The organism is Lysobacter arenosi (assembly GCF_016613475.2).
In the GTDB taxonomy this organism is placed as follows: Bacteria; Pseudomonadota; Gammaproteobacteria; order Xanthomonadales; family Xanthomonadaceae; genus Lysobacter_J; species Lysobacter_J arenosi.
The window spans coordinates 1,539,432-1,563,394 of record NZ_CP071517.1; the positions used below are offsets into that span (position 1 = coordinate 1,539,432).

Annotated in this window: 21 protein-coding genes, 1 tRNA gene and 2 pseudogenes; 20 read left to right on the plus strand and 4 right to left on the minus strand. The window is 66.3% G+C overall.

Translation table 11 applies throughout. From position 1 onward, the window contains the following. Window positions 1-155: 155 nt before the first annotated feature. From pstS (HIV01_RS07230) to rnt, 12 genes are all read left to right on the plus strand, one after another. Window positions 156-1,175, plus strand: coding sequence for a phosphate ABC transporter substrate-binding protein PstS (gene pstS / locus HIV01_RS07230; RefSeq protein WP_200605803.1), 1,020 nt, complete (start codon window positions 156-158; stop codon window positions 1,173-1,175). 197 nt (window positions 1,176-1,372) lie between these two features. Then, window positions 1,373-2,461, plus strand: a complete 1,089-nt coding sequence (gene pstS, locus HIV01_RS07235) for a phosphate ABC transporter substrate-binding protein PstS (protein ID WP_207527129.1) — start codon at window positions 1,373-1,375, stop codon at window positions 2,459-2,461. Between the two features lie 11 nt (window positions 2,462-2,472). Further along, on the plus strand, window positions 2,473-3,441 hold the full coding sequence (gene pstC, locus HIV01_RS07240; RefSeq protein WP_200605805.1) for a phosphate ABC transporter permease subunit PstC: 969 nt from the start codon (window positions 2,473-2,475) through the stop codon (window positions 3,439-3,441). A 5-nt stretch (window positions 3,442-3,446) separates the two neighbouring features. Continuing rightward, window positions 3,447-4,346 carry a phosphate ABC transporter permease PstA gene (pstA, locus tag HIV01_RS07245; protein WP_200605807.1) on the plus strand — a complete coding sequence of 300 codons (900 nt, stop codon included), beginning with the start codon at window positions 3,447-3,449 and terminating at the stop codon, window positions 4,344-4,346. A 34-nt stretch (window positions 4,347-4,380) separates the two neighbouring features. Next, complete coding sequence (pstB, locus tag HIV01_RS07250; RefSeq protein ID WP_200605809.1) at window positions 4,381-5,190, plus strand: phosphate ABC transporter ATP-binding protein PstB; 810 nt, start codon at window positions 4,381-4,383, stop codon at window positions 5,188-5,190. Window positions 5,191-5,212: 22 nt separating this feature from the next. Next, the gene (gene phoU / locus HIV01_RS07255) at window positions 5,213-5,923 is read left to right on the plus strand and encodes a phosphate signaling complex protein PhoU (protein ID WP_200605811.1); all 711 of its coding nucleotides are present in this window, start codon (window positions 5,213-5,215) and stop codon (window positions 5,921-5,923) included. Window positions 5,924-6,267: 344 nt separating this feature from the next. Continuing rightward, on the plus strand, window positions 6,268-6,771 hold the full coding sequence (locus HIV01_RS07260) for an RNA polymerase sigma factor (RefSeq protein WP_200605813.1): 504 nt from the start codon (window positions 6,268-6,270) through the stop codon (window positions 6,769-6,771). 110 nt (window positions 6,772-6,881) lie between these two features. Then, window positions 6,882-7,274, plus strand: a complete 393-nt coding sequence (locus HIV01_RS07265; protein ID WP_200605815.1) for an HvfA family oxazolone/thioamide-modified RiPP metallophore — start codon at window positions 6,882-6,884, stop codon at window positions 7,272-7,274. Window positions 7,275-7,277: 3 nt separating this feature from the next. Beyond that, window positions 7,278-8,156, plus strand: a complete 879-nt coding sequence (locus HIV01_RS07270) for an HvfB family MNIO-type RiPP peptide maturase (RefSeq protein WP_200605817.1) — start codon at window positions 7,278-7,280, stop codon at window positions 8,154-8,156. Then, window positions 8,149-8,931 (plus strand): HvfC family RiPP maturation protein, encoded by a 783-nt coding sequence (locus HIV01_RS07275; protein WP_200605824.1) that lies wholly within the window; start codon window positions 8,149-8,151, stop codon window positions 8,929-8,931. The genes HIV01_RS07270 and HIV01_RS07275 overlap by 8 nt, the downstream gene beginning before the upstream one ends. A gap of 58 nt (window positions 8,932-8,989) precedes the next feature. Then, on the plus strand, window positions 8,990-9,637 hold the full coding sequence (locus tag HIV01_RS07280) for an HvfX family Cu-binding RiPP maturation protein (RefSeq protein ID WP_200605826.1): 648 nt from the start codon (window positions 8,990-8,992) through the stop codon (window positions 9,635-9,637). A 26-nt stretch (window positions 9,638-9,663) separates the two neighbouring features. Continuing rightward, window positions 9,664-10,344 carry a ribonuclease T gene (rnt, locus tag HIV01_RS07285; protein WP_200605828.1) on the plus strand — a complete coding sequence of 227 codons (681 nt, stop codon included), beginning with the start codon at window positions 9,664-9,666 and terminating at the stop codon, window positions 10,342-10,344. A 4-nt stretch (window positions 10,345-10,348) separates the two neighbouring features. Here rnt and sugE read toward each other — a convergent pair whose 3' ends face one another. From sugE to HIV01_RS07305, 4 genes are all read right to left on the minus strand, one after another. After that, a complete protein-coding gene (gene sugE, locus HIV01_RS07290; RefSeq protein WP_200605839.1) occupies window positions 10,349-10,666 on the minus strand; it encodes a quaternary ammonium compound efflux SMR transporter SugE in 318 nt (105 codons plus the stop codon). A gap of 85 nt (window positions 10,667-10,751) precedes the next feature. Further along, on the minus strand, window positions 10,752-11,513 hold the full coding sequence (gene rlmB / locus HIV01_RS07295) for a 23S rRNA (guanosine(2251)-2'-O)-methyltransferase RlmB (RefSeq protein ID WP_200605847.1): 762 nt from the start codon (window positions 11,511-11,513) through the stop codon (window positions 10,752-10,754). A gap of 47 nt (window positions 11,514-11,560) precedes the next feature. Next, window positions 11,561-13,981: a ribonuclease R gene (gene rnr, locus HIV01_RS07300; RefSeq protein ID WP_200605854.1), complete on the minus strand. Its 2,421-nt coding sequence runs from the start codon at window positions 13,979-13,981 to the stop codon at window positions 11,561-11,563. A gap of 143 nt (window positions 13,982-14,124) precedes the next feature. Next, window positions 14,125-14,209 (minus strand) — tRNA-Leu (locus tag HIV01_RS07305). Between the two features lie 283 nt (window positions 14,210-14,492). Here HIV01_RS07305 and rnk point away from each other — a divergent pair. The 8 genes and pseudogenes from rnk to HIV01_RS07340 all read left to right on the plus strand — a co-directional run bounded on the left by rnk (window position 14,493) and on the right by HIV01_RS07340 (window position 23,947). Beyond that, window positions 14,493-14,909: a nucleoside diphosphate kinase regulator gene (gene rnk, locus HIV01_RS07310; protein WP_200605855.1), complete on the plus strand. Its 417-nt coding sequence runs from the start codon at window positions 14,493-14,495 to the stop codon at window positions 14,907-14,909. Between the two features lie 137 nt (window positions 14,910-15,046). After that, window positions 15,047-17,290, plus strand: a complete 2,244-nt coding sequence (gene parC, locus HIV01_RS07315; protein WP_200605856.1) for a DNA topoisomerase IV subunit A — start codon at window positions 15,047-15,049, stop codon at window positions 17,288-17,290. A gap of 3 nt (window positions 17,291-17,293) precedes the next feature. Next, a pseudogene (locus HIV01_RS07320) lies at window positions 17,294-17,957 on the plus strand (thiopurine S-methyltransferase). A 44-nt stretch (window positions 17,958-18,001) separates the two neighbouring features. Continuing rightward, window positions 18,002-19,403, plus strand: a pseudogene (gene hemN, locus HIV01_RS07325) (oxygen-independent coproporphyrinogen III oxidase). A 19-nt stretch (window positions 19,404-19,422) separates the two neighbouring features. Next, window positions 19,423-20,178 (plus strand): helix-turn-helix domain-containing protein, encoded by a 756-nt coding sequence (locus HIV01_RS07330; protein WP_200605866.1) that lies wholly within the window; start codon window positions 19,423-19,425, stop codon window positions 20,176-20,178. A gap of 138 nt (window positions 20,179-20,316) precedes the next feature. Continuing rightward, entirely contained in the window at window positions 20,317-21,417 is a 1,101-nt protein-coding gene (locus HIV01_RS18310) for a hypothetical protein (protein WP_425600261.1), read from the plus strand. Beyond that, window positions 21,324-22,592, plus strand: coding sequence for a cbb3-type cytochrome c oxidase subunit I (locus tag HIV01_RS18315; protein ID WP_425600262.1), 1,269 nt, complete (start codon window positions 21,324-21,326; stop codon window positions 22,590-22,592). Before HIV01_RS18310 ends, HIV01_RS18315 begins: the two co-directional genes overlap by 94 nt. Before the next feature lie 122 nt (window positions 22,593-22,714). Then, window positions 22,715-23,947: an NnrS family protein gene (locus HIV01_RS07340; RefSeq protein WP_200605869.1), complete on the plus strand. Its 1,233-nt coding sequence runs from the start codon at window positions 22,715-22,717 to the stop codon at window positions 23,945-23,947. Window positions 23,948-23,963: the final 16 nt, after the last annotated feature.

Genomic DNA, 23,963 nt, shown 5'->3' on the forward strand with positions numbered 1-23,963 from the left:
TCATCGCGGCGAACGCTCGGCCGCCCGGGTTCCGTTTCACGTGTCACGCCCGTGTCACATAGCGGTCCCGGCACTGTCATCGAACCGTTATCAAATGCGCCCGGTAGGGTCAGGCCCCAAGTCAAACCCGCTCGCCGTCACTCCAGGAGACCACAGTGTTCAAATCCATCCAGTTCCGCGTCGCCGCCCTTGCGCTGGCGACGGCGTTCGTAGCCAACGCTCAGGCCGCCGATGTCACCGGCGCCGGCGCGTCGTTCGTGTATCCGGTCATGTCGAAGTGGTCGGCCGACTACAACAAGGCAGCCGGCAAGAAGGTCAACTACCAGTCGATCGGTTCCGGCGGCGGTATCGCCCAGATCAAGGCCGCGACGGTCGACTTTGGCTCCTCCGACGCTCCGCTCAAGCCTGAAGAACTGGCCCAGCACGGCCTGGCGCAGTTCCCGTCGGTGATCGGCGGCGTGGTGCCGGTGGTCAACGTGCCGGGCGTCGCTTCGGGCGCGCTCAAGCTCGACGGCGACACCCTCGCCAACATCTTCCTGGGCAAGGTCAAGATGTGGAACGACCCGGCGATCGTCGCCCTCAACGGTGGCGTGCAGCTGCCGGCGAAGAAGATCACGGTCGTCCACCGTTCGGACGGTTCGGGTACCACCTTCAACTTCGTCAACTTCCTGTCCAAGGTCAGCCCGGAGTGGAAGAGCGGCGTCGGTGAAGGCACCGCGGTCAAGTGGCCGGTCGGCATCGGTGGCAAGGGCAACGAGGGCGTGGCCGCCTACGTCAAGCAGATCGTCGGTGGCATCGGCTACGTCGAGCTGTCCTACGCGCTGCAGAACAAGATGGCCTACACCCGCATGAAGAACGCCTCGGGCAACTTCGTGCTGCCCTCGGACGAGAGCTTCCAGGCGGCCGCCGCCAGCGCCGACTGGGCCAACGCCAAGGACTTCTACCTGGTCATGACCAATGCCCCGGGCGCGAATTCCTGGCCGATCACCGCCACCAACTTCATCCTGATGTACAAGCAGCCCAAGAATGCCGCCGGCGCCAAGAACGCCAAGGAATTCTTCCGCTGGGTCTACACCAACGGCGACACCCAGGCCAAGGCGCTCGATTACGTGCCGCTGCCGGACGCGCTGGTGCAGCAGATCGAGAAGTACTGGTCGGCGAACATGGCCTACTGAGCCTTCCGGCTCGGGCAGTGCCCAAAAGCGGGCCTTCGGGCCCGCTTTTTCGTTCCGGGAGGCCTCCCAGGGCTTGGCTACAGAAATGTGACGGTTCCATGTCATCGGGGTGTAACAAAAAGATCATCAAATGGCGCAGCCCCGGGCGAGAGCCTTGGATTCCCGATTCATATCTCCCTCCCCACACGGAGTTGCGCATGAACACGACGACGGCCCGCGTTGCCGCCCTCGCCTTCGCCATTGTCCTGGCCACGACCGCCTGCAAGCCGTCGGGCGAGGCACAGGCACCTGCTGGCGATGCCGGCACGCCATCCGCAACTCCCGCGGGCGACAAGGTCGCCGCCCAGATCACCGGCGCCGGCGCGACGTTCATCTATCCGCTGATTTCGAAGTGGTCCGACGACTACAACAAGGCCACCGGCGCCAAGGTCAATTACCAGTCGATCGGCTCCGGCGGCGGCATCGCCCAGATCAAGGCCGGCACCGTCGACTTCGGTTCCTCCGACAAGCCGCTGTCGACCGAGGACCTCGCCGCGGCCGGTCTGGGTCAGTTCCCCTCCGCCATCGGCGGCGTGGTGCCGGTGGTCAACATCGAAGGCATGGAGCCGGGCAAGCTGCGCCTGACTGGCGCGCTGCTGGCCGACATCTTCCAGGGCAAGGTCAGCACCTTGAACGACCCGGCGGTCGCCGCGGTCAACCCGGGCCTCGCCCTGCCCTCGACCAAGATCAACATCGTCCACCGCTCCGACGGTTCGGGCACCACCTTCAACTTCACCAACTACCTGTCCAAGGTCAGCCCGAGCTGGAAGAGCGGCATTGGCGAGGGCACCACGGTGAAGTGGCCCGGTGGCGTCGGCGGCAAGGGCAACGAAGGCGTCGCTTCGTACGTGCAGCAGATCAAGGGCTCGGTCGGCTATGTCGAACTGGCCTATGCCGTGCAGAACAAGATGACCTACACCTCGTTGCAGAACGCCGCCGGCAACTGGGTGCAGCCCAGTGCCGAAAGCTTCCAGGCGGCCGCCGAAGGCGCCGACTGGGCCAATGCCAAGGACTTCAACCTGGTGATCACCAACGCCAGCGGCGCGCAGGCCTCGCCGATCACCGCGACCAATTTCATCCTGATGTACAAGCAGCCCAAGGACGCCAAGCGCAGCGCCGACACGCTCGCCTTCTTCAAGTGGGCCTTCGAGAACGGCCAGGCGCAGGCGCAGTCGCTGGACTACGTGCCGCTGCCGCCGGCGCTGGTGCAGCAGGTCGAAGCGTACTGGGCAGCTGAGTTCAAGTGACGGATTGACCCATGTCCGCCACCACCATCCCCGCGGCAGTGCCCGGTTCGCGCGATCACCACGACGCGCGCAACGACAAGCTGTTCCGCTACATCCTGACCGGCACGGTGGTCTTCGTGCTGATCGCCCTGGCCGGCGCCGCGCTGTCGATGCTGTGGGGCGGTCGCCACGTGCTGGCCGCGTCGGGACTGGATTTCTTCATCACCACCGAATGGAATCCGGTCGAGGACAAGTACGGTGCGCTGGTGCCGATCTACGGCACCATCGTCACCGCCATCATCGCCATGCTGATCGCGGTACCGGTCAGCTTCGGCATCGCCTTCTTCCTGACCGAGGTCGCGCCGCGCTGGGCGCGCGGCCCCATCGGCACCGCGATCGAACTGCTCGCCGGCATCCCGTCGATCATCTACGGCATGTGGGGCCTGTTCGTGCTGGTGCCGGTGATGACCGAGTACGTCACGCCCTGGCTCAACGACAACCTCGGCACCTGGCCGGTGATCGGCCAGTTCTTCCAGGGTCCGCCGCTGGGCATCGGCATGCTCACCGCCGGCATCGTGCTGGCGATCATGGTCATCCCGTTCATCTCCTCGGTGATGCGCGAGGTTTTCCTGACCGTGCCGACGCGACTGAAGGAATCGGCGTACGCGCTGGGTTCGACCAGGTGGGAAGTGAGCTGGGACATCGTCCTGCCGTACACCCGCTCGGCGGTGATCGGCGGCGTCTTCCTCGGCCTGGGCCGCGCGCTCGGCGAGACCATGGCCGTCGCCTTCGTCATCGGCAACAGCGTCAACTTCTCGACCTCGCTGCTCGAGCCGGGCACGACCATCGCCGCACTGATCGCCAACGACTTCGGTGAAGCCACCGAAACGTATCGCTCCGCGCTGCTGCTGCTCGGCTTCGTGCTGTTCATCGTCACCTTCGTCGTGCTGGCCATTGCCCGCCTGATGCTGATGCAGCTGTCGCGCAAGGAAGGCAACTAATGGCCATGACCGCCACCACCGCCAAGACCCTGAAGGCCACCGACCACCGCGTCGCCGATGGCCTCTACCGCAGGCGTCGCATCGTCAACGCCGTCTCCATCGTGTTGGCCTGCGCGGCCGCCCTGTTCGGCCTGTTCTTCCTCGGCTGGATCCTGTGGACGCTGATCGCCAAGGGCATCGGCGGCGTGAACCTGGCGCTGTTCACCCAGAACACGCCGCCGCCGATGCAGGAAGGCGGCCTGATGAATGCCTTCTTCGGCAGCGCGGTGATGTGCGCCATCGCCATCCTTATCGGCACGCCGCTCGGCATTGCCGCCGGCACCTGGCTGGCGGAGTACGGCAACGCGCGCAAGATCGGCACCGTGGTCCGCTTCGTCAACGACATCCTGTTGTCGGCGCCGTCGATTGTCCTGGGCCTGTTCGTCTACACCCTCGTGGTGATGCAGTCCGGCGGCAACTTCTCGGCGCTCGCCGGCGCGATCTCGCTGGCCTTCATCGTGTTGCCGGTGGTGGTTCGCACCACCGACGAAATGCTGCGGCTGGTGCCGGCGCAGATGCGCGAAGCCGCCCTCTCGCTGGGCGTGCCGCAATGGAAGGTGATCGTGCAGGTGCTGTACCGCAGCGCCTCGGCCGGCATCGTCACCGGCGTGCTGCTGGCACTGGCGCGCATCTCCGGTGAAACCGCGCCGCTGCTGTTCACCGCCTTCGGCAACCAGTACTGGAGCACCAACGTCCTCCAGCCGATGGCCAGTGTGCCGGTGGTGATGAACCAGTTCGCCGGCAGTCCCTACGAATCGTGGCAGGTGCTGGCGTGGGCCGGTGCGCTGGTCCTCACGGTGTTCGTCCTCCTCATAAGCCTGGTGGCCCGCGCCATCGTGCTTCGAAACAAGATCAGCCATGACTGACCTCACGCCCTCCCGAATCGCCCGGACTCCGGCCATGAACGACTCACGCCTTACGGTCGCCACGCCTGAGCGCGCCAGCGCCGCAGCGGCACCGGTGAAGCTCGCCGCGCGCGGACTGAACTTCTACTACGACAAGTTCCATGCGCTGAAGGAAATCAACCTCGAGATCCCGGAAAAGCGCGTCACCGCGCTGATCGGACCTTCGGGCTGCGGCAAGTCGACCCTGCTGCGCATCTTCAACCGCATCTATGCGCTGTACCCCAAGCTGGAAGCGAAGGGCGAGGTGCTGCTCGACGGCGACAACATCCTCGACCCTCGCTACCCGATGAACCGGCTGCGCAGCAAGGTCGGCATGGTGTTCCAGAAGCCGGTGCCGTTCCCGATGACCATCTTCGAGAACGTCGCCTACGGCATCCGCCACCACGAGAAGCTGTCCAAGGCCGACATGAACGACCGCGTCGAACATGCCCTGCGCCAGGGCGCGCTGTGGGACGAGGTCAAGGACAAGCTCGGCCAGAGCGCGCTGGGCCTTTCCGGCGGCCAGCAGCAGCGCCTGTGCATCGCCCGCGCCGTGGCCCTGCGCCCGGACGTGCTGCTGCTCGACGAGCCGACCTCGGCACTGGACCCGATCTCCACCAGCCGCATCGAGCAGCTGGTCGAGGAGCTCAAGAAGGACTACACGATCGCGATCGTGACCCACAACATGCAGCAGGCCGCGCGCGTGTCGGACTTCACCGCCTTCATGTACCTGGGCGACCTGATCGAACACGGCAACACCGAAACGATCTTCTCCAACCCGAGCAAGCAGCAGACCGAGGACTACATCACCGGCCGCTTCGGTTGATGCATTCGATCAGGACAACTACATGAGTACCCAAATGCACGACCACATCGTCAAGAGCTACGACGAAGAGCAGCGCCGGCTGCTCAATGAAACCCTGCGCATGGGCGAGATGGCCGCCTCGCAACTCGAGGCCGCACTCGACGTCGTGCAGCGTCGCGACGACAAGGCCGCCGAGCGCATCATCGCCAACGACGAAGCCATCGACGCGATGGAGCAGGAAATCAGCCACGACGTGATGAAGCTCGCGCTTCGCGGCCCGATGGCGCGCGACCTTCGCGAGATCCTGTCGGCGATCCGGATCGCGGCGGACATCGAGCGCATCGGCGACTATGCCGCCAACGTCGCCAAGCGCTCCACCGCGCTGAACCTGTCGCCGCCGTTGCCGCACATCAGCGGCCTGCACGCGATCGGCACGCTGGCGGTGCAGCAGCTGCGCGACGTGCTGGCCGCTTACCGCGACAACAACATCGAGCTGGCCCAGCGCGTGCGCGCCCGCGATGCCGAGATCGACATCGCCTACACGGCCCTGTTCCGCGAGCTGCTGACCTACATGATGGAAGACGCGCGCAGCATCACCGCCTGCACGCACCTGCTGTTCATGGCCAAGAACATCGAGCGCATCGGCGACCACGCCACCAACATCGCCGAGAACGTCTGGTTCCTGGTCAGGGGCGAGGAACTGCTGCCGCCGCGCGAGAAGCGCGACGACAGCAGCACCACCGGCGCGGTGTAACCAGCCAGCCTCCAATGCAGGAGCGAGCCCGCTCGCTCCTGTCGCTGTTTTTGCAAACCATCAGGTCCGCGGCCGTGAATAATCCGGCCACCCCCTCGTGTCACCGCCGTCCTCGACCGGAAAGCCGCAGGCCAGGACGCTGTCTACCATGCTCACTCCACCCCGATACGGGGCCGGCGAGCAATCGCCCCGACCGAGCGGCGGAACTGAACGGACTCTAAATACCCGCGTGAATTGATGTCCCGCGCCGAATCATTCCGCCCTCTCCCCAACTCATGGCTTATGCGCCGGCACCCACCCGGCCCCAAGCTCTGGCAGGAGAACCCCGCGGCATGAAGCAACTTATGGCCAATGGCGATCTGCAAGCGGCGCACATGGGCGATTGCCTCGCACTGGAGCGCGTGCTGTGCCGTTCGCGCCAGGACCTGCGCCGCTACGCCGAATTCCATTGCGTCATCAATGACGTCGAGGACGCCGTACAGGAAAGCCTGATAACGGTTTCACGCAAGCTCTGCGACCTGCGATCCCTCGAATGCTTCACCTCGTGGCTATTCCGCATCGTCAAGCGCGAGTGCAATCGGCTCAAGCGCGGCCGCCGCTGGCTCACCGGCGACGCGGTCACAGACGACATTTTGCCGGTGGTCACACCGGAACCGGCCGAATGGCGCCACGATGTCGCCGCCGCGCTGGAATCATTGCCCGCCCACTACAGGGAAGTGGTACTACTGCGCGACCTGGAGGGATTGACCATCGCCGAAATCGCCGACCACCTCACGCTAACAAGCGAAGCGGTCAAATCACGACTGCATCGCGCGCGGGCACTGGCACGCGAGTACCTCAGCCAGTGAATCGTTTTGCCTTACCGGTGCCTCTTGTCAGCAAGCCCGGTTAGCGACGAGTTCGACCCGGACCGTTTTCCAAGGCGGATCCTCCGCCACCACCCCGCAGGAGAGAACAAATGTCGAAGCAAACCAACAAGCCCATCGCCCTCGCCCTTGGCGCCATCGTCGGCGGTCTTGCCCTGTCGGGCTCGGCGTTCGCAATGAGCGACCTGGCCTCTGGCTACATGCTTGGCACCGGCGCAGCCGCGTCCGACAACAAGGCCGCCGAAGGCAGCTGCGGCGTCGAGAAGATGGACACCGACAAGGACGGCAAGGTTTCCAAGGCCGAGTTCGGCGCCGCCCACAAGGGCGACACCAGCAAGTTCGCCGCCCACGACACCAACAAGGACGGCTTCATCAGCGCAGACGAAGCCAAGGCCACCGGCGAAGGCAAGTGCGGCGCCGACAAGGACAAGAAGAAGGCCGGTGAAGGCAAGTGCGGCGAAGGCAAGTGCGGTGGCTCGGCCTGAGCCATGACCGCGGACGGCATCGGCCAGCTTGATCCTGGTGCCGCCGGCCTCGGCTTGCGGCGGGCCCTTCTGGGCCCGCTGCAGTCGGCGCCGCAAGGCGACTTCGACTTCCTCGAGTGCGCGCCGGAAAACTGGATCGGCGTGGGCGGCAAGTTCGGCGAAGCGCTCGAAGAGCTGACATCACGCCATCGGCTGGTCTGCCACGGACTGTCGCTGTCGCTCGGGGGCGTGGCACCGCTCGACGAGACCTTCCTGCACCGCGTCCGCCGTTTCCTCGATCAGCACCGCGTGCCGCTCTACAGCGAGCACCTGAGTTACTGCAGCGATGACGGCCACCTCTACGACCTGCTGCCGATTCCCTTCACCGAGGAAGCGGTGCAGCACGTCGCCTCGCGTATCCGCCAGACCCAGGACATCGTCGGCCGCCGAATCGCGGTCGAGAACGTCTCCTACTACGCTCCCGCCCCGGCCGACGACGACCAGGCGGCGCTGAGCGAGATCGACTTCATCAATGCCGTACTGGTCGAGGCCGATTGCGACCTCCTCCTCGACGTCAACAACATCTACGTCAATTCGATCAACCACCGCTACGACGCCAGCGCATTCCTGGCCGCGCTTCCGCGCGAACGCATCGCCTACATCCACGTCGCCGGCCACTACGACGAAGCCGACGACCTCAAGGTCGACACCCATGGCGCCGCAGTCAAGGACGCGGTCTGGTCGCTGCTCGGCGAGGCGTACCGGCTCCACGGCCTGCGCCCGACACTGCTCGAGCGCGATTTCAACTTCCCGCCCTATGCCGAACTGGTCGGCGAACTGGCGACCATCCGCAAGGTGATGGACGACGTGTCGCCGCGGCACGCCAGGCGCGCGCATGGCTGAGGCACCCGATCGCCTGCGCGCGCAGCAGTTCGCGCTGACCCGGCACCTGCGCGACCCGCAAGCCAGTCCGGCACCCGAAGGTTTCGAGGATCGCCGCTTGGCGATCTATCGCGAGCTGCTGTTCAACAACATTGAAGGGCTGTTGTCCGGCAACTTCCCGGTCATCGGCAAGCTGCTAGGCGAGGACGCCTGGAAGGCGCTGGTGCGCGATTTCTACCGCGACTACCGTTGCCATACGCCGCTGTTTCCCGAGATCGCGCGCGAGTTCCTGCGCTACCTGGAAGTGCGCAGCGAAAGTGAGCAGGCCGGTGATCCGCCGTTCCTGCAGGAACTGGCGCATTACGAGTGGGTTGAACTGGCATTGCAGATCGCCGAAGTCGACGACGGCATCGCTGCCGACCCCGACGGCGACCTGCTCGCCGGCGCGCCGGCACTGTCGCCGCTGGCCTGGCCGCTGGCGTACGCCTGGCCGGTGCACCGCATCGGGCCGGACTTCCAGCCCGACCAGCCTCCCGCGGCACCCACGCTGCTGTTGCTGCGTCGCGACGACGACGGCACGGTGCGGTTCTCCGAGCTCAGCCCGTTGGCCTTTCGCCTCGTCCAGCGACTGGGCGAAACACCGGAACTCAGCGGGCGCGAACAGCTGCAGGCGCTCACCGCCGAAGCCGGCAGCAACGACATCACGGCATTCGTCGAACAAGGCACCGCCCTGCTGGAGCAGATGCGCGGCACCGGCGTGGTGCTTGGCGTCCATCGCGCGAATCCATCGGCCTGATCGGTGCCTCTTGTAAGGACTGACGCCATGCCGGCGTCGTCCTGCACGGAGTTCCATGATGTTCGACAGCAACAACGGCCTGACCAGTCTGCGCAACCGCCTGGAAGGCATCGGCGCCTGGATCGCGCCCCTGGGATTGCGACTGATCCTGGCCTGGGAGTTCTATGAAGCCGGACGCGAAAAGCTGCACGGCGAGAACTGGTTCGGGCAGATCATGGGGGCGTTTCCGTTCCCGTTCGACCGGATCCCGGCTGATCTGAGCTGGACGATGGCGACCTGGTTCGAACTGATCGGTGGCATCGCGCTGCTGGTCGGACTGTGCACGCGGTTCTTCGCCGCCTCGCTGTTCGTGCTGACGGTGGTGGCGATTGCCGCCGTGCATTGGCCAAGCGACTGGATGGGCCTGGCGCAACTGGCCCAGGGTTATGCGATCAGCGATGCCGGCGCCGGCAACTACAAGCTGCCGCTGATCTTCCTGGTGATGCTGGTTCCGCTGATCTTCAACGGTGCAGGCCGCTTGAGCGTCGATGCACTGGTGGCGCGACTGGCGGCAATGCCGTCACCGCGACCGCAGGGTGATGCCCTGGGCTGGGGTCTGGTCCTGCTGGTGAGCGGCCCGGTGGTGGCCATGCTGCTGCCGTTGCCCGGGGCGCTGATGGCCGCTGCCGGTGTGCTACCGCTGCTGGGCCGGCGCTGGCTACGCTGATATGCGCGTCTGCTAGGCTTTTGCCCATGACCGATGCTGGCTTCACCCCCAAGGCCCCCGCCTCTCCCGCCCATCCGACGCTCGCGAGCCGCTTCCGCGGATTCCTGCCGGTTGTTGTGGACGTCGAAACCGGCGGCTTCGACTGGAACCGGCATGCGCTGCTCGAGATCGCGGTGGCGCCCATCGACCTGGATGAAAATGGCCTGCTGGTGGTCGGCGAGATCACCAGCAGCCACGTCGTGCCGGCGGCCGGCACCGAGATAGATCCGAAGTCGCTGGAGATCACCGGCATCGACATCGACCATCCGTTCCGCGCCGCCCTGCCCGAGCGCGCCGCGCTCGAGACGGTGTTCGCACCGGTGCGCGCGGCGGCGAAGAAGCACGGCTGCCAGCGCGCGATCCTGGTCGGCCACAACGCCCACTTCGACCTCAACTTCCTCAATGCCGCGGTCGCGCGCAGCGGGCACAAGCGCAACCCGTTCCATCCTTTCAGCGTGTTCGACACGGTGACGCTGGCCGGCGTCGCCTACGGCCAGACCGTGCTCGCGCGCGCCGTGCAGGCGGCCGGCTTCGACTGGAACGGCGAAGAGGCGCACTCGGCGGTCTACGACACCGAGCGCACCGCGCAGCTGTTCTGCAAGATCGTCAATGCGTGGCCGAAGCCGTTGCCGGTGGTGATGCCACCACCGGCGCCTGCATCCAGCTGAGGCCTCAGGGCGAGGCCAGCTTCAATCCGATCAGTCCGGCGATGATCAGGCCGACGCTGATCATCCGCAGCGCGTTCACCGGCTCGTTGAACAACACGATGCCGAGTATCACGGTGCCGACCGCGCCGACGCCGACCCAGATCGCATAAGCGGTGCCGACCGGCAGCGACTTCATCGCGATCCCGAGCAGGCCCAGGCTGATCGCCATCGCCGCCACCGTGCCGACGGTGGGCCACAGCTTGCTGAAACCGTCGGTGTACTTCAGGCCGATCGCCCAGCCCACTTCAAACAGGCCGGCGAGTACGAGAATGATCCAGGGCATGACAACGTCTCCAATCCAAGGTGGGGCCGTCCCCTTGCGATCATGGAGAGGCGGGGTCGTCCCCGCTTCCTAGTGTTTGTTGCCGTTACTTCGCCACGCCGCGCTGGCGCACGACTTCGAACAGCGTCACGCCCGCGGCCACCGACACGTTGAGGCTCTCCACGCCGAGGCTGCCGGCACCCGGCATCGGGATCTTGACCAGCTGGTCGCAGTTCTCGCGCGTGAGGCGGCGCAGGCCGTCGGCTTCGCCACCCAGCACCAGCGCGACGTTGCCGCGCAGGTCGAGCGAGTACAGCGACGTGTCGGCTTCGCCGGCCAGGCCATACAGCCAGACGCCGAGCTTCTGCAGGTCGCGCATGGTGCGGGCCAGGTTGGTCACCGGGATCACCGCGACGCTGTCGGCAGCGCCGGCGGAGGTCTTGCGCACGGTCGCGTTGACCTGCACCGACTTGTCCTTGGGAATGATCACGGCGGTGACACCGGCGGCGGCAGCGCTGCGCAGGCAGGCGCCGAGGTTGTGCGGGTCCTGCACGCCGTCGAGGATCAGCAGCAGCGCGCGGCCCTCGGCCGCTTCGACCAGCGCTTCGAGCTCGTTCTCGTTCCAGGTTTTGGCCGCGGCATAGCGCGCGACCACGCCCTGGTGGCGCAGGTTGCCGACGACGCCGTCGAGCGCCTGCGTGGCGACCCGGCGCACGTCGATGTCCATGCGCCGCGCGTTGGCTTCGATCTCGACGATGCGCGGGTTCTTGGCGCCGGCCTCGATCAGCACTTCACGGACGTGCTCGGCATCGTGCTCGAGTGCGGCCGAGACCGCGTTGATGCCGGCAATCCACTGCTTCTGACTCATTGCTTTCTCTCATGGCCCGGCGGGCCGATGCCGCGCCGGGTGTGATTTCAGTAGGGTTTCTTGGTGCGTTTAGCCGGCTGTCCGCGCGGCGGCAACGGCTTGGCGCCGCGCTCCTCGACCAGGCGGAAGTCGATCTTGCGGTCCTCGACGCTGGCCTTCATCACCACGATGCTGACGCGGTCGCCTAGGCGGAACTCGCGACCGGTGCGCTCGCCGGCGAGGGTCTTGCGGATCGGATCGAAATGATAATAGTCGTGCGGCAGCTGGGTCACGTGGATCAGGCCGTTGACCTTGGAGTTGTCGAGTTCGACGAACAGGCCGAAGCTGGTGACGCCGCTGATGACGCCGTCGAACTCGCCGCCGACGTGCTGCTCCATCCACGCGGCACGGTAGCGCTCGTCGACCTCGCGCTCGGCCTCGTCGGCACGGCGCTCGCGCTCGGAGCATTGCAGCGTCAGGGCCGCCATCTCGCTGGGCGAGTAGCGGTACTTCTCGGGACGACCGCCGGTCAGCGCGTACTTGATCGCGCGGTGCACCAGCAAGTCGGGGTAGCGGCGGATCGGCGAGGTGAAGTGCGCATACGCCTCCAGCGCCAGGCCGAAGTGGCCGACGTTGTCGGGCGAGTACACCGCCAGCGACTGGCTGCGCAGCAGCACCGACTCGATCAGCGCGGCATCGGCGCGCTCACGCACCTTCTTCAGCAGGATGGTGAAGTCGCGCGGCTCGACCTTCGCCCACGGCGGCATGCGCAGCTTGAATTCCTTCAGGAACTCCTGCAGGTCGGCGTACTTCTGCTCCGGCGGGCGCTCGTGGATGCGATAAGGCGCCGGCACGTGATGGGCCAGCAGGTACTTGGCCGCCTCCACGTTCGCCGCGATCATGCATTCCTCGATCAGCTTGTGCGCGTCGTTACGCTGCAGCATGCCGGCCTGGACGACCTCGCCCTTCGCGCCGAGGACGAAGCGCACTTCGCTGGACTCGAATTCGATCGCGCCGCGGCGCTCGCGCGCCTTCGACAGGATCTGGTAGAGCTGGTGCAGGCGCTGGATGTTGGGCAGCAGCGAGCCGATCTGGCCCAGTGCTTCCTCGCGCGCGTCGTCGGCGATGCCCTCGCCGACCGCATTCCAGACCTGGGTGTAGGTCAGGCGCGCGTGCGAGTTCATCACCGCTTCGTAGAACTTCGACTCGCCGACTTCGCCATTCCTGTCGATCTGCATGTCGCAGACGAAGCACAGGCGGTCGACCTTCGGGTTGAGCGAGCAGATGCCGTTGGACAGTGTCTCCGGCAGCATCGGCACGACGAAGCCGGGGAAGTAGACCGAGGTCGCGCGCTTCTGCGCTTCGTCGTCCAGCGGCGTGCCGGGACGTACGTAGCTGGAAACGTCGGCGATGGCGACGATCAGGCGGAAGCCGTCGCGGTTGGGCTCGCAATAGACCGCGTCGTCGAAGTCCTTGGCGTCCTCGCCGTCGATGGTGACCAGTTGCAGCGCGCGCAGGTCGACGCGCTGCGCCGCGGTGGCGGCGTCGACCGTCAGCGGCACGGCCGCGGCTTCGTCCAGCACTTCCTGCGGGAACTCGTGCGGAATTTCGTGGCCGTGGATCGCCGCCTGCACCGCCAGCGAGGCCGTGAGCCGATCGCCGAGCACGGCCAGGATGCGGCCGATCGGCGGCCGTTGCGGATCGGGTGCCTGCAGCAGTTCGCAGACCACCAGCTGGCCGTTCTGCGCGCCCAGGCGCTCGTCCGGCGGGATCTGCACGTTGCGCTGGATGCGGCGGTCGTCCGGCACCACATAGCTGATGCCGGCCTCGAGCACGAAGCGACCGATCAAACGATTGAGGCGACGTTCCAGCACGCGCGTGATCGCGCCTTCGCGGCGGCCACGGCGGTCGACGCCGGTAACGCTGGCGAGTACGCGGTCGCCGTGCATGGCCTTGCGCATTTCCATCGGCGGCAGGAACAGGTCGTCGCCGCCGCCTTCCAGGCGCAGGAATCCGAAACCGTCGGGGTTGGCGATCACCACGCCCGGCACCAGCGCCAATTGCTGCGCCGGCAGGAATTCGCCCATGCGGTTGCGCAGCAGCTGGCCGTCGCGAACCATCGCACCCAGGCGCTTGCCCAGTGCGTCGAATCGTTCCGGTGCGGCCAGGCCCAGGCGTTCGGCCAGTTCCTCGGCCGGCATCGGGCCATCGCCATCGGCCAGCATCTGCAGGATCACTTCGCGGCTGGCGATCGGCTCGGCGTAGCGGGCGGCTTCGCGCTCGGCATAAGGGTCGTGGAAACCACCGGGGCCACCGCCACCGGTTCCGCTGCGGGCGGGCAAATGCGGGGGCGGTTCAGGCATCCAGCCAGGGCGCTTGGCGGGCTTCTTTGCCCCTCCGGCTTTGCCCGACCTGGCGGGAGCGCCGGAGGTCTTGCGCGAGGGGGACTTGGTGCCGGACTTGCCGCGACTCGGGGGTTTCTTGCTCATTCAGCCATGGTCGCACATCGCCATGAACGCGGCGTCGCCGGACATGCGCGAAGGCATGGATGCGGCCCCTGCCGCAGAAACGAAAAACCCGCCTGTCGGCGGGTCATCGATCCGGTCGAGATGCATTTCGACCGTCTTGCAAGTGGTGCCCAGGAGAGGACTCGAACCTCCACGGTTTTACCCGCTAGTACCTGAAACTAGTGCGTCTACCAATTCCGCCACCTGGGCTCTCTGCAACGGTTTGTGCCGTGCGAGGCCGCGTATGTTGCGTTGCGGCGGGCACCTTGTCAACGCCTCGTGAGCAATTTTTTTTGGCGGCGTCGCAGGCAGCCGCAAAATGGGTACCGGCGTTCGCCGGGATGACGGATGTCCATGGCCGCTGGACCTTCAATGAATCCGCCGGAAGCCGCCTGTTGCCGCCTCCCGGATTCGGGGCTATGGTCGCCGTACATCACTAATTGGCGGGCGGCGCACCCGGTGCGTCGCCCGCGCTGCTATTGGAGCCCCATCCATGAACCACCCCATTCCCCCGCCCCTGCTGATGTCGCGCCTCGACGTGGAGCGCATCGAGGCCCTGCTCGAGCTGCCGATCGCCGAGGGCATCGACACCTCGGCGCTGGAGGCGGAGCTGGAACGGGCCGAGGTCGTCGAGCCGGGGCAGATGCCCGATGACGTCATCACCATGAACACGACCGCGCGCTTCCGCGACGAGACCAACGGCGAAGAGCACGAGCTGACCCTGGTCTACCCGCGCGATGCCGATGGCAGCCCGGACAAGGTTTCGATCCTGGCGCCGATCGGCAGCGCCCTGCTCGGCCTGCATGTAGGTGACTCGATCGAATGGCCGCTGCCAGGCGGCCGCACCGCGCGCCTGCAGGTGCTTTCGGTACGCAACCCGCCTGAAGCCAACGGCGAAGCGCACCGCTGATCACCCTGCGTCGCTCGCAATGCGACGACGCAGGCAGAACATGCGACCCGGCCAACAGCCGCGCCACCCTGCGCGGTTGGAACGTGCGACGTTAAAATCCGCCCAACGACTCATTCCAGGTTCGTATCGCCCTTCCCATGAACGAAACCGTCCGTCCGGCCTTCCACGGCTTCGAGCAGATCCCCCTGCGCGAGTACGCCGAGCGCGCCTACCTCGATTACTCGATGTATGTGGTCCTCGACCGCGCCCTGCCCTTCCTCGGCGACGGCCTCAAGCCGGTGCAGCGCCGCATCATCTATTCGATGAGCGAGCTGGGCCTCAATGCCGGGGCCAAGCCGAAGAAGTCCGCGCGCACCGTCGGTGACGTCATCGGCAAGTACCACCCGCACGGCGACAGCGCCTGCTACGAGGCGATGGTGCTGATGGCGCAGCCGTTCTCGTACCGCTATCCGCTGGTCGAGGGCCAGGGCAACTTCGGTTCGACCGACGATCCCAAGTCGTTCGCGGCGATGCGCTACACCGAGTCCAAGCTCACCCCCATCGCCGAAGTGCTGCTGGGCGAGCTCGGCCAGGGTACGGTCGACTGGACGCCGAACTTCGACGGCACCCTGGAAGAGCCGACCTGGATGCCGGCGCGCCTGCCGCACCTGCTGCTCAATGGCACCACCGGCATCGCCGTGGGCATGGCCACCGACGTGCCGCCGCACAACCTCAACGAGGTCGTCAGCGCCTGCCTGCGGTTGCTCGATGATCCCGACGCGACCACGCGCGACCTGTGCGAGCACGTGCTCGGACCGGATTACCCGACCGCGGCCGAGATCATCACCCCGCGCGCCGACCTGTTGAACATGTACGAAACCGGCCTGGGCAGCGTGCGCGCCCGCGCCGTGTACGTGAAGGACGGCAACAACCTGGTCATCACCGCGTTGCCGTACCAGGCCTCGCCGGGCAAGGTGATCGAGCAGATCGCCACGCAGATGCGCGCCAAGAAGCTGCCGTGGCTGGAGGACATCCGCGACGAGTCCGACCACGCCAACCCGACCCGCATCGTGCTGGTGCCGCGCAGCAACCGCATCGACGCCGAACAGCTGATGGGCCACCTGTTCGCCACCACCGACATGGAGAAGAGCTTCCGGGTCAACTTCAACGTGATCGGTCTCGATGGCCGCCCGCAGGTGAAGAACCTCAAGGCGTTCCTGAGCGAGTGGCTGTCGTTCCGCACCGACACGGTCACGCGCCGCCTCAAGCACCGCCTCGACAAGGTCGAGCGCCGACTGCACCTGTTGGAAGGTTTGTTGATCGCCTTCCTCAATCTCGACGAAGTCATCCGCATCATCCGCAGCGAGGACGAACCGCGTCCGGTGCTGATGGCGCGCTTCAAGCTCAGCGACGAGCAGACCGACTACATCCTCGAGACCAAGCTGCGCCAGCTGGCGCGCCTGGAAGAGATGAAGATCCGCGGCGAGGAAGCCGAACTGGAAGCCGAGCGCGAGCGCATCATCGCCACGCTCGACAGCAAGGCCAAGCTCAAGAAGCTGGTCAAGGACGAACTGATCGCCGATGCCAGGAAGTTCGGCGACGAACGTCGTTCGCCGCTGGTCGCACGCGGCGCCGCGCAGGCGTTGTCGGAAACCGAACTGGTGGCCAGCGAGCCGATGACCGTCGTGCTCAGCGAAAAGGGCTGGGTGCGCGCGGCCAAGGGCCACGACATCGACGCGGCAGGGCTGAGCTATCGCGACGGCGACGAACTGCTGGCGGCAACGAAGAGTCGCAGCACCCAGCAGGTGGCGTTCCTGGATTCGACCGGCCGCGCCTATTCGACCGTGGTGCATTCGCTGCCTTCGGCGCGTGGCAATGGCGAACCGCTCACCGGCCGTTTCTCGCCGGCACCGGGCGCGTCGTTCCAGGCGCTGGCCAGCGGCGACAACGACCACCGCTTCGTGCTTGCCTCCAGCCACGGCTATGGCTTCGTCACCCGCTTCGAGAACCTCACCGGCCGCAACAAGGCCGGCAAGGCGATGCTGTCGCTGACGCCGGGCGCCAAGGTCATCCAGCCGGCGCTGGTCGGCGACGTCGACCAGGGCCGCATCGCGGTGGTGACCAACGTTGGCCACCTGCTGACCTTCCCGGTTGGCGAACTGCCAGAGCTCGACAAGGGCAAGGGCAACAAGCTGATCGACATCCCCAAGGCCAAGCTCGGCACCGAGCGCGTGGTCGCGGTGGCGGTCGTGCTGCCGGGTTCGACGCTGGTGGTGAAGTCCGGGGCGCGGACGATGTCGCTGTCGTTCAAGGACCTCGATGCCTACGTCGGCGCACGCGCCACTCGTGGCGGCTTGTTGCCGCGTGGTTGGCAGAAGGTCGAAGGTCTGGCGGTCGAATAAGCCATGCAACCCGACTTCTGGCACCAGCGCTGGGCGGAAAAGCAGATCGGCTTCCACCAGGACAAGCCGACGCCGCTGCTGCTCAAGCATTGGCCTTCGTTGCAGGTTGCAGCCGGCAGCCGAGTCTTCGTGCCGCTTGCCGGCAAGAGCCTGGACATGGCCTGGTTCGCTTCGCAGGGATTGCGCGTGCTCGGCGTCGAACTGTCACGCATCGCCGTGGAAGAGTTCTTCGCCGAGAACGGCCTCGAACCCGAGGTCAGCCAGTCGCAGTTCGGAACCCACTATGTGGCCGAAGGCATCGAACTGATCTGCGGCGACGCGTTCGCGCTGGACGCGGCCGTGCTTGCCGACTGCACCGCCGTCTACGACCGTGCCGCCCTGATCGCCCTGCCTGCGCCGCTGCGCCAGCGCTATGTGCACGAACTCCATCCGCGCCTGCCACGGCGCTGCCGCGGTCTGCTGATCACGCTGGAGTACCCGCAGCACGAGAAGGATGGCCCGCCGTTCGACGTGCGCGAGGCCGAGGTGCGCGAGCTGTATGGGCGCGACTGGGACGTGGCCACGCTGGAGCGTCGCGACATCCCTGGCGCAGCAACCGAAGTTCATCGAGGAAGGCGTCACGGCGCTGGATACCGTGGTCTACCGGATCGACCGCCGCCAGTTTTGACCTGGATCAAGGCGGTCATCGCGCTGCCGGCCTAGCCTTCTGCCATGGCCACGCCGTCTCCCGCCTTCGACCCCGACCTGCTGCGCCGCTATGACCGGCCGGGGCCGCGCTATACCTCCTACCCGACCGCCCCCCCAGTTCTCCACGGACTTCCAGACCAGCGAACTGCGCGAGATGGCGGCCATCAGCAATGGCGACCCGATTCCGCGCCCGCTGTCGATCTACGTGCACGTACCGTTCTGCGCGAGCCCGTGCTTCTACTGCGGCTGCAACCGCATCATCACCCGCGACAAGGCCCGCGGTGCCGCCTACCTGACCCGGCTGTACCGCGAGATCGGGATGATGTCGACGTTGTTCGATCGCGATCGCGAGGTTGCGCAACTGCACCTGGGCGGTGGTACGCCCAACTTCCTCGCACCGGACCAGATCGCCGAAGTCGTCGATGTGATCCACCGCCACTTCTCGTTCGCCCGCAGCGGCGAGCGTGACTGCTCGATCGAGCTCGATCCGCGATTCGTTTCTCCCGACGACATCCGCATCCTCGCCGAAGCCGGCTTCAACCGCGCCAGCCTCGGCGTGCAGGACTTCGACCCGGTGGTGCAACAGGCGGTCAACCGGATCCAGAGCGTGGAGGAAACGCTGGCGATCATCGAGGCGTGCCGCAAGCATGGCCTGCGGTCGGTCAACGTGGACCTGATCTACGGCTTGCCGCTGCAGTCGCCGGAGGGTTTCGAACGCACCCTCGATATCACCCTGGCCGCGCGTCCGGATCGCCTGGCGATCTACAGCTACGCGCACCTGCCTTCCCTGTTTCGCCCGCAGCAGCGTATCCGCAGCGAAGACCTGCCCTCCCCGGCAGTCAAGCTCGGATTGCTGCAGCGGGCGATCGAGCGCCTTGGCGAAGCGGGCTATGTCTATATCGGCATGGACCATTTCGCCCTGCCCGAAGACGACCTCGCCGTGGCCCAGGCGCGCGGTGGCCTGCATCGCAACTTCATGGGCTATACCACCTGTGCCGACAGCGACCTGATCGGCCTCGGGGTCAGCGCGATCAGCCACATCGGCGCCAGCTTCAGCCAGAACCCGCGTGACCTGCCCAGCTGGGAACGCGCCATCGACGAAGGCCGCCTGCCGGTCTGGCGCGGCATGCGCCTGGACGCCGACGACCTGGTCCGGGCCGACGTCATCCAGCAGCTGATGTGCCACGGCGAAATCGATATCGGCGTGGTCGAGCGCCGCCACATCATCGACTTCGCCGACTACTTCGGGCAGGCACTGCAGCGCCTGCAACCGCTGCAGCACGACGGGCTGGTCGACGTGTCCGCCACCCACATCCGTGCCACCTCCCGCGGCCGGCTGCTATTGCGTATCCTTGCCTCGTGTTTCGACCGATACCTCCCCAGCCAGCCCGACGCTGCTCCTGGGCAGTTCTCGCGGACCGTGTGATCCGGGACGGAGCCTGCGCATGAGTCCGGGCGTCATGTTTCCGCATACCGACGCCAGCATCCTGGCCGACGACGGCGATTCATTCACTTTCTGCTCCACCTGCGCCTTCTCCCAGGCCTGCCTGTCGTCGGGCATGGACAAGAGCGCGCTGGCGGAGCTGCACGTGCTGGTCGAGCACGTCGGTCCGCTGCACGCGGGTGAGCACGTGTTCCGCGAAGGCGATCCCTTCGGCGCGATCGCCGCCGTGCGCGCCGGCACCGTCAAGACCTACATGACCGACGCCGACGGGCGCGAGCAGGTGCTGGGCTTCCACCTGCCAGGCGAGGTCATCGGCCTCAACGCCATCCACGACGATCGCTACCCCTGCAACGCCGTCGCCCTGGACACGGTGATGCTGTGCCGTTTCTCGTTCCCGCGCATCGCACTGCTGGCCACGCGGCTGCCCAATCTGCAACAGCACCTGTTCAAGCTGATGAGCCGCGACATCGGCGTGGCCTCGCTGTTTGCCGGCGACCACTCCGCCGACGAGCGCATGGCCGCCTTCCTCATCGGGCTGTCGCGACGGCTGGCCCTGCGCGGGTTCTCGCCGCGCCGCTTCCAGCTGACGATGTCGCGCACGGAAATCGCCAACTACCTGCGCCAGGCACCGGAGACGGTCAGCCGCGTGCTGCGCCGTTTCGAGCGCGATGGCCTGCTGGCCATCAAGCAGCGCGACGTCGAGATCCTCGACATGCCGCGGCTGGAAGCGCTCGCGCTGACGATACTGCGCCACTGATCGCGACCGCGCAGCGGCCGGGCCGCAGTTGCCTCGCGCTCCATCCGGGACGATCCACTCCGCCTTGATCTGCGTCATGGAGCCGGTACGCCGTGCAGGCAGAACATGCCGCGTCCGTTCCAACACTGGAGTGCCGCAATGAATTCCACCCGCAAGCTTTGGGCAGGATTGGCGATCCTGCTCATCGCTTCGTTTGCCGTCCTGATCTGGGTCGGCAGCGAAATCCACCGCCAACAACCACCGATGCCCGAACAGGTGGTCGGCGCCAACGGCGAAACGATCTTCACCCGCGCCGACATCGAGACCGGCCGCCAGGTCTGGCAATCGATCGGCGGCCAGCAGCTGGGCTCGATCTGGGGGCACGGCGGCTACGTCGCGCCGGACTGGAGCGCCGACTGGCTGCACCGCGAAGCCGAAGCCGTCATGGACGGCTGGGCACGGAAAGAAGCCGGCGTCGACAGCTACAAACATCTCGACGCAACCCTCCAGGCCGGTTACCGCGCCCGCCTGCAGAAGATGATGCGGACCAACACCTACGACGCATCGACCGGAACCATCCGCCTGGATGACGACCGCGTCGCCGCGATCGCCAAGGTCGCGGCGCACTATCAGAGCCTGTTCGGCACTGACCCGGCCACCGCGGGGCTGCGCGAGGCGTACGCGATGCGCGACGGTACCGTTGCCGATGCCGCGCACCGCCGCATGCTGACCGCGTTCTACTGGTGGACCGCGTGGGCAGCGGTCAGCGAGCGGCCCGGTTCGGACATCACCTACACCTCCAACTGGCCGGCCGACGACCTGGTGGGCAACAAGCCGCCGTCCAGCGCCTTCGTCTGGACGGTGTTCAGCGTGCTGTTCCTGATCGCCGGCATCGGCCTGCTGGGTTGGCATTACGCCGTCAACCACGGCGACGAATTCGCGCCGGCGCTGCCCAAGAACGATCCACTGGCGGCGATCAAGGTCACCGCATCGATGAAGGCCACGGCCAAGTACTTCTGGGTCGTGATGGCGCTGTTCCTGACCCAGATCCTGCTTGGCGCGATCACCGCGCATTACCAGGTCGAAGGCCAGCAGGCTTACGGCTTCGCCCTGGCCGATGTGCTGCCCTATTCGCTGACCCGCACCTCTGGCACACGCAGCTGGCGGTGCTGTGGATCGCCACGGCCTGGCTCGGCATGGGGCTCTACATCGGTCCGGCCATTTCCGGGCACGAGCCGCGTTTCCAGCGCCTGGGTGTGAACGTGCTGTGGGTCTGCCTGCTGGTGATCGTGGTCGGCGCCTTCGCTGGGCAATGGCTCGCCGTCATGCAGAAGCTCGGCCTGGAGAAGAACTTCTGGTTTGGCCACCAGGGCTGGGAATACGTCGACCTGGGTCGCTTCTGGCAGTGGTTCCTGTTCATCGGCCTGGGCCTGTGGCTGACCCTGGTCGGCCGCTCACTGTGGCCGGCATTGCGCAACGGCGGCGATTCGCGCTCGATCGTGATGCTGCTGTTCCTGTCGACCGTCGCCATCGGACTGTTCTACGGCGCCGGCCTGATGTGGGGCGAGCACACCTCGCTGTCGATGGTCGAGTACTGGCGCTGGTGGGTGGTGCACCTGTGGGTCGAGGGCTTCTTCGAGGTCTTCGCCGTGGCCGTGATGTCGTTCCTGTTCACGCGCCTGGGCCTGCTGCAGGTGCGTACGGCGACCGTGGCGGTGTTGTTCGCGACGATCGTGTTCATGGCCGGCGGCGTGCTGGGCACCTTGCACCATCTGTACTTCACCGGCACTCCGACCGCGGTGATCGCCCTGGGTGCAAGCTTCTCGGCCCTGGAAGTGGTGCCGCTGGCCTACGTCGGTTTCGAGGCCTACCACAGCTACAAGATGGGCAAGGCGACACCGTGGATGCAGCGTTACCGCTGGCCGATCATGTTCTTCATCGCGGTGTCGTTCTGGAACCTCGTAGGCGCGGGCCTGTTCGGCTTCCTGATCAATCCGCCGCTGTCGCTGTACTACATGCAGGGCCTGAACCTCACGGCCACGCACGGCCACACGGCACTGTTCGGTGTCTACGGCATGCTCGGCATTGGACTGATGCTGTTCTGCCTGCGTGGCCTGAAACCGGACGTGGTCTGGAATGAACGCCTGCTGCGGACCAGTTTCTGGGCGCTAAACCTCGGCCTGGCCGGCATGGCGCTGTTCACGCTGCTGCCGCTCGGCATCCTGCAGCTGATCGCCGCGCTCGATCACGGCTACTGGTACGCACGTTCGGCTGAATTCATGCAGCAGCCGATCGTCGAGATGCTGGTGTGGATGCGCGTTCCTGGCGACACGATCTTCAGCGTCGGCGCGGTTTCGCTGGCCTGGTTCGTGCTGCGGCTGTGGGTTGCACCTCAGCGCGAAGCGGCATTGGATGCGCTGCCGGCGCACCGCTGAACCGGACGCACCTTGGGGAGAAAGGGCCGCTTTTGCGGCCCTTTTTCTTCAGAGCGGAAGAGCACACACTCCGGGTGATCCAGATCAAGGCATCCCCGCCCCTGCGCGTCCACACTCGCGCCATGCGCCAGCCCACTCCCATTCCCGCTTCCGGCCTGTCGACCCGACACCTCGTCCAGGCACCCCATCGGCTGATGTTCTTCATTGGCGCCGGCAATCTCCTGCTGGCGATGCTGTGGTGGGCCTTGTGGATGGCATCGGTACGCTGGAGCGGCTGGACGATGCCGCAAACGCCGGTCTACGCCGGCTGGCTGCATGCATTCATCATGCAATACCTGGTGCTGCCCAGTTTCATCTTCGGCTTCCTGCTGACCGTGTTCCCGCGCTGGATGGGGCTGTCCCCACCGCAGCGCTGGCACTACGTGCCGGTCGGCGCAGGCCTGATGGGCGGGCAGCTCGCGATTCTGTTGGGTGCCTGCGGCTGGGAAGTCGGCTTTACGGTCGGTCTGTGGATGGCCCTGGCCGGCTGGATCGCGGGCGTTGCCATCCTCGGCCGCCAGGTGCTGCTGGAAAAAGGCCGCACCTGGCACGCCTGGTCGTGCCTGGCCGGACTGATCCTGGGCCTCGTCGGCGTTGCCGCCTTCATCGCGTTCGCACTGGGCGCTTCGCCATTCTGGGTGATGTTCAGCGTCAAGGTCGGCAGCATCGGATTGCTGCTGCCGGTGTACATCACCGTCGCCCATCGGATGTTCCCGTTCTTCGCCGGCAACGTCGTGCCCGGCTATCAGCCATGGCGACCGATGGCGTGGCTGGCGACGATGTGGGCACTGCTGCTGGTGCACCTGGCGATGGAGCTGAGCCACGCATACGCCTGGCTGTGGCTGGCGGATGTACCGCTGCTGGTGGCCAGCGTCATTGCCCTGTGGCACTGGTGGCCACGCGGGCGCATGCCCGGCTTGTTGGCAGTGCTGTTCATCGGCACGGCATGGCTGCCACTGACGTTCGGGCTGTATGTCACGCAAAGCCTCACGTACCTGATCACCGGTGAATTCGTGCTGGGCCGTGCGCCGATGCACGCACTGTTCATCGGATTCTTCGGCAGCCTGCTGGTGGCCATGGTGACGCGCGTGACGCAAGGCCATTCCGGACGGCCACTGGTGATGCCGCCGGTGGCGTGGTTCGCCTTCATCGCGATCCAGGTGGTCGCCGCCATGCGCGTGGCCGCCGAACTCATGCCCGATGTGCTGGCCTGGCAGGTGCTGGCCGCCGCGGGTTGGCTGATCGCCTTCCTGCCCTGGGTCACGCGAATCGGCGTCATCTACCTCAGCCCGCGCGCGGATGGTCAACCGGGCTGAGTGCCATACGAGTCGA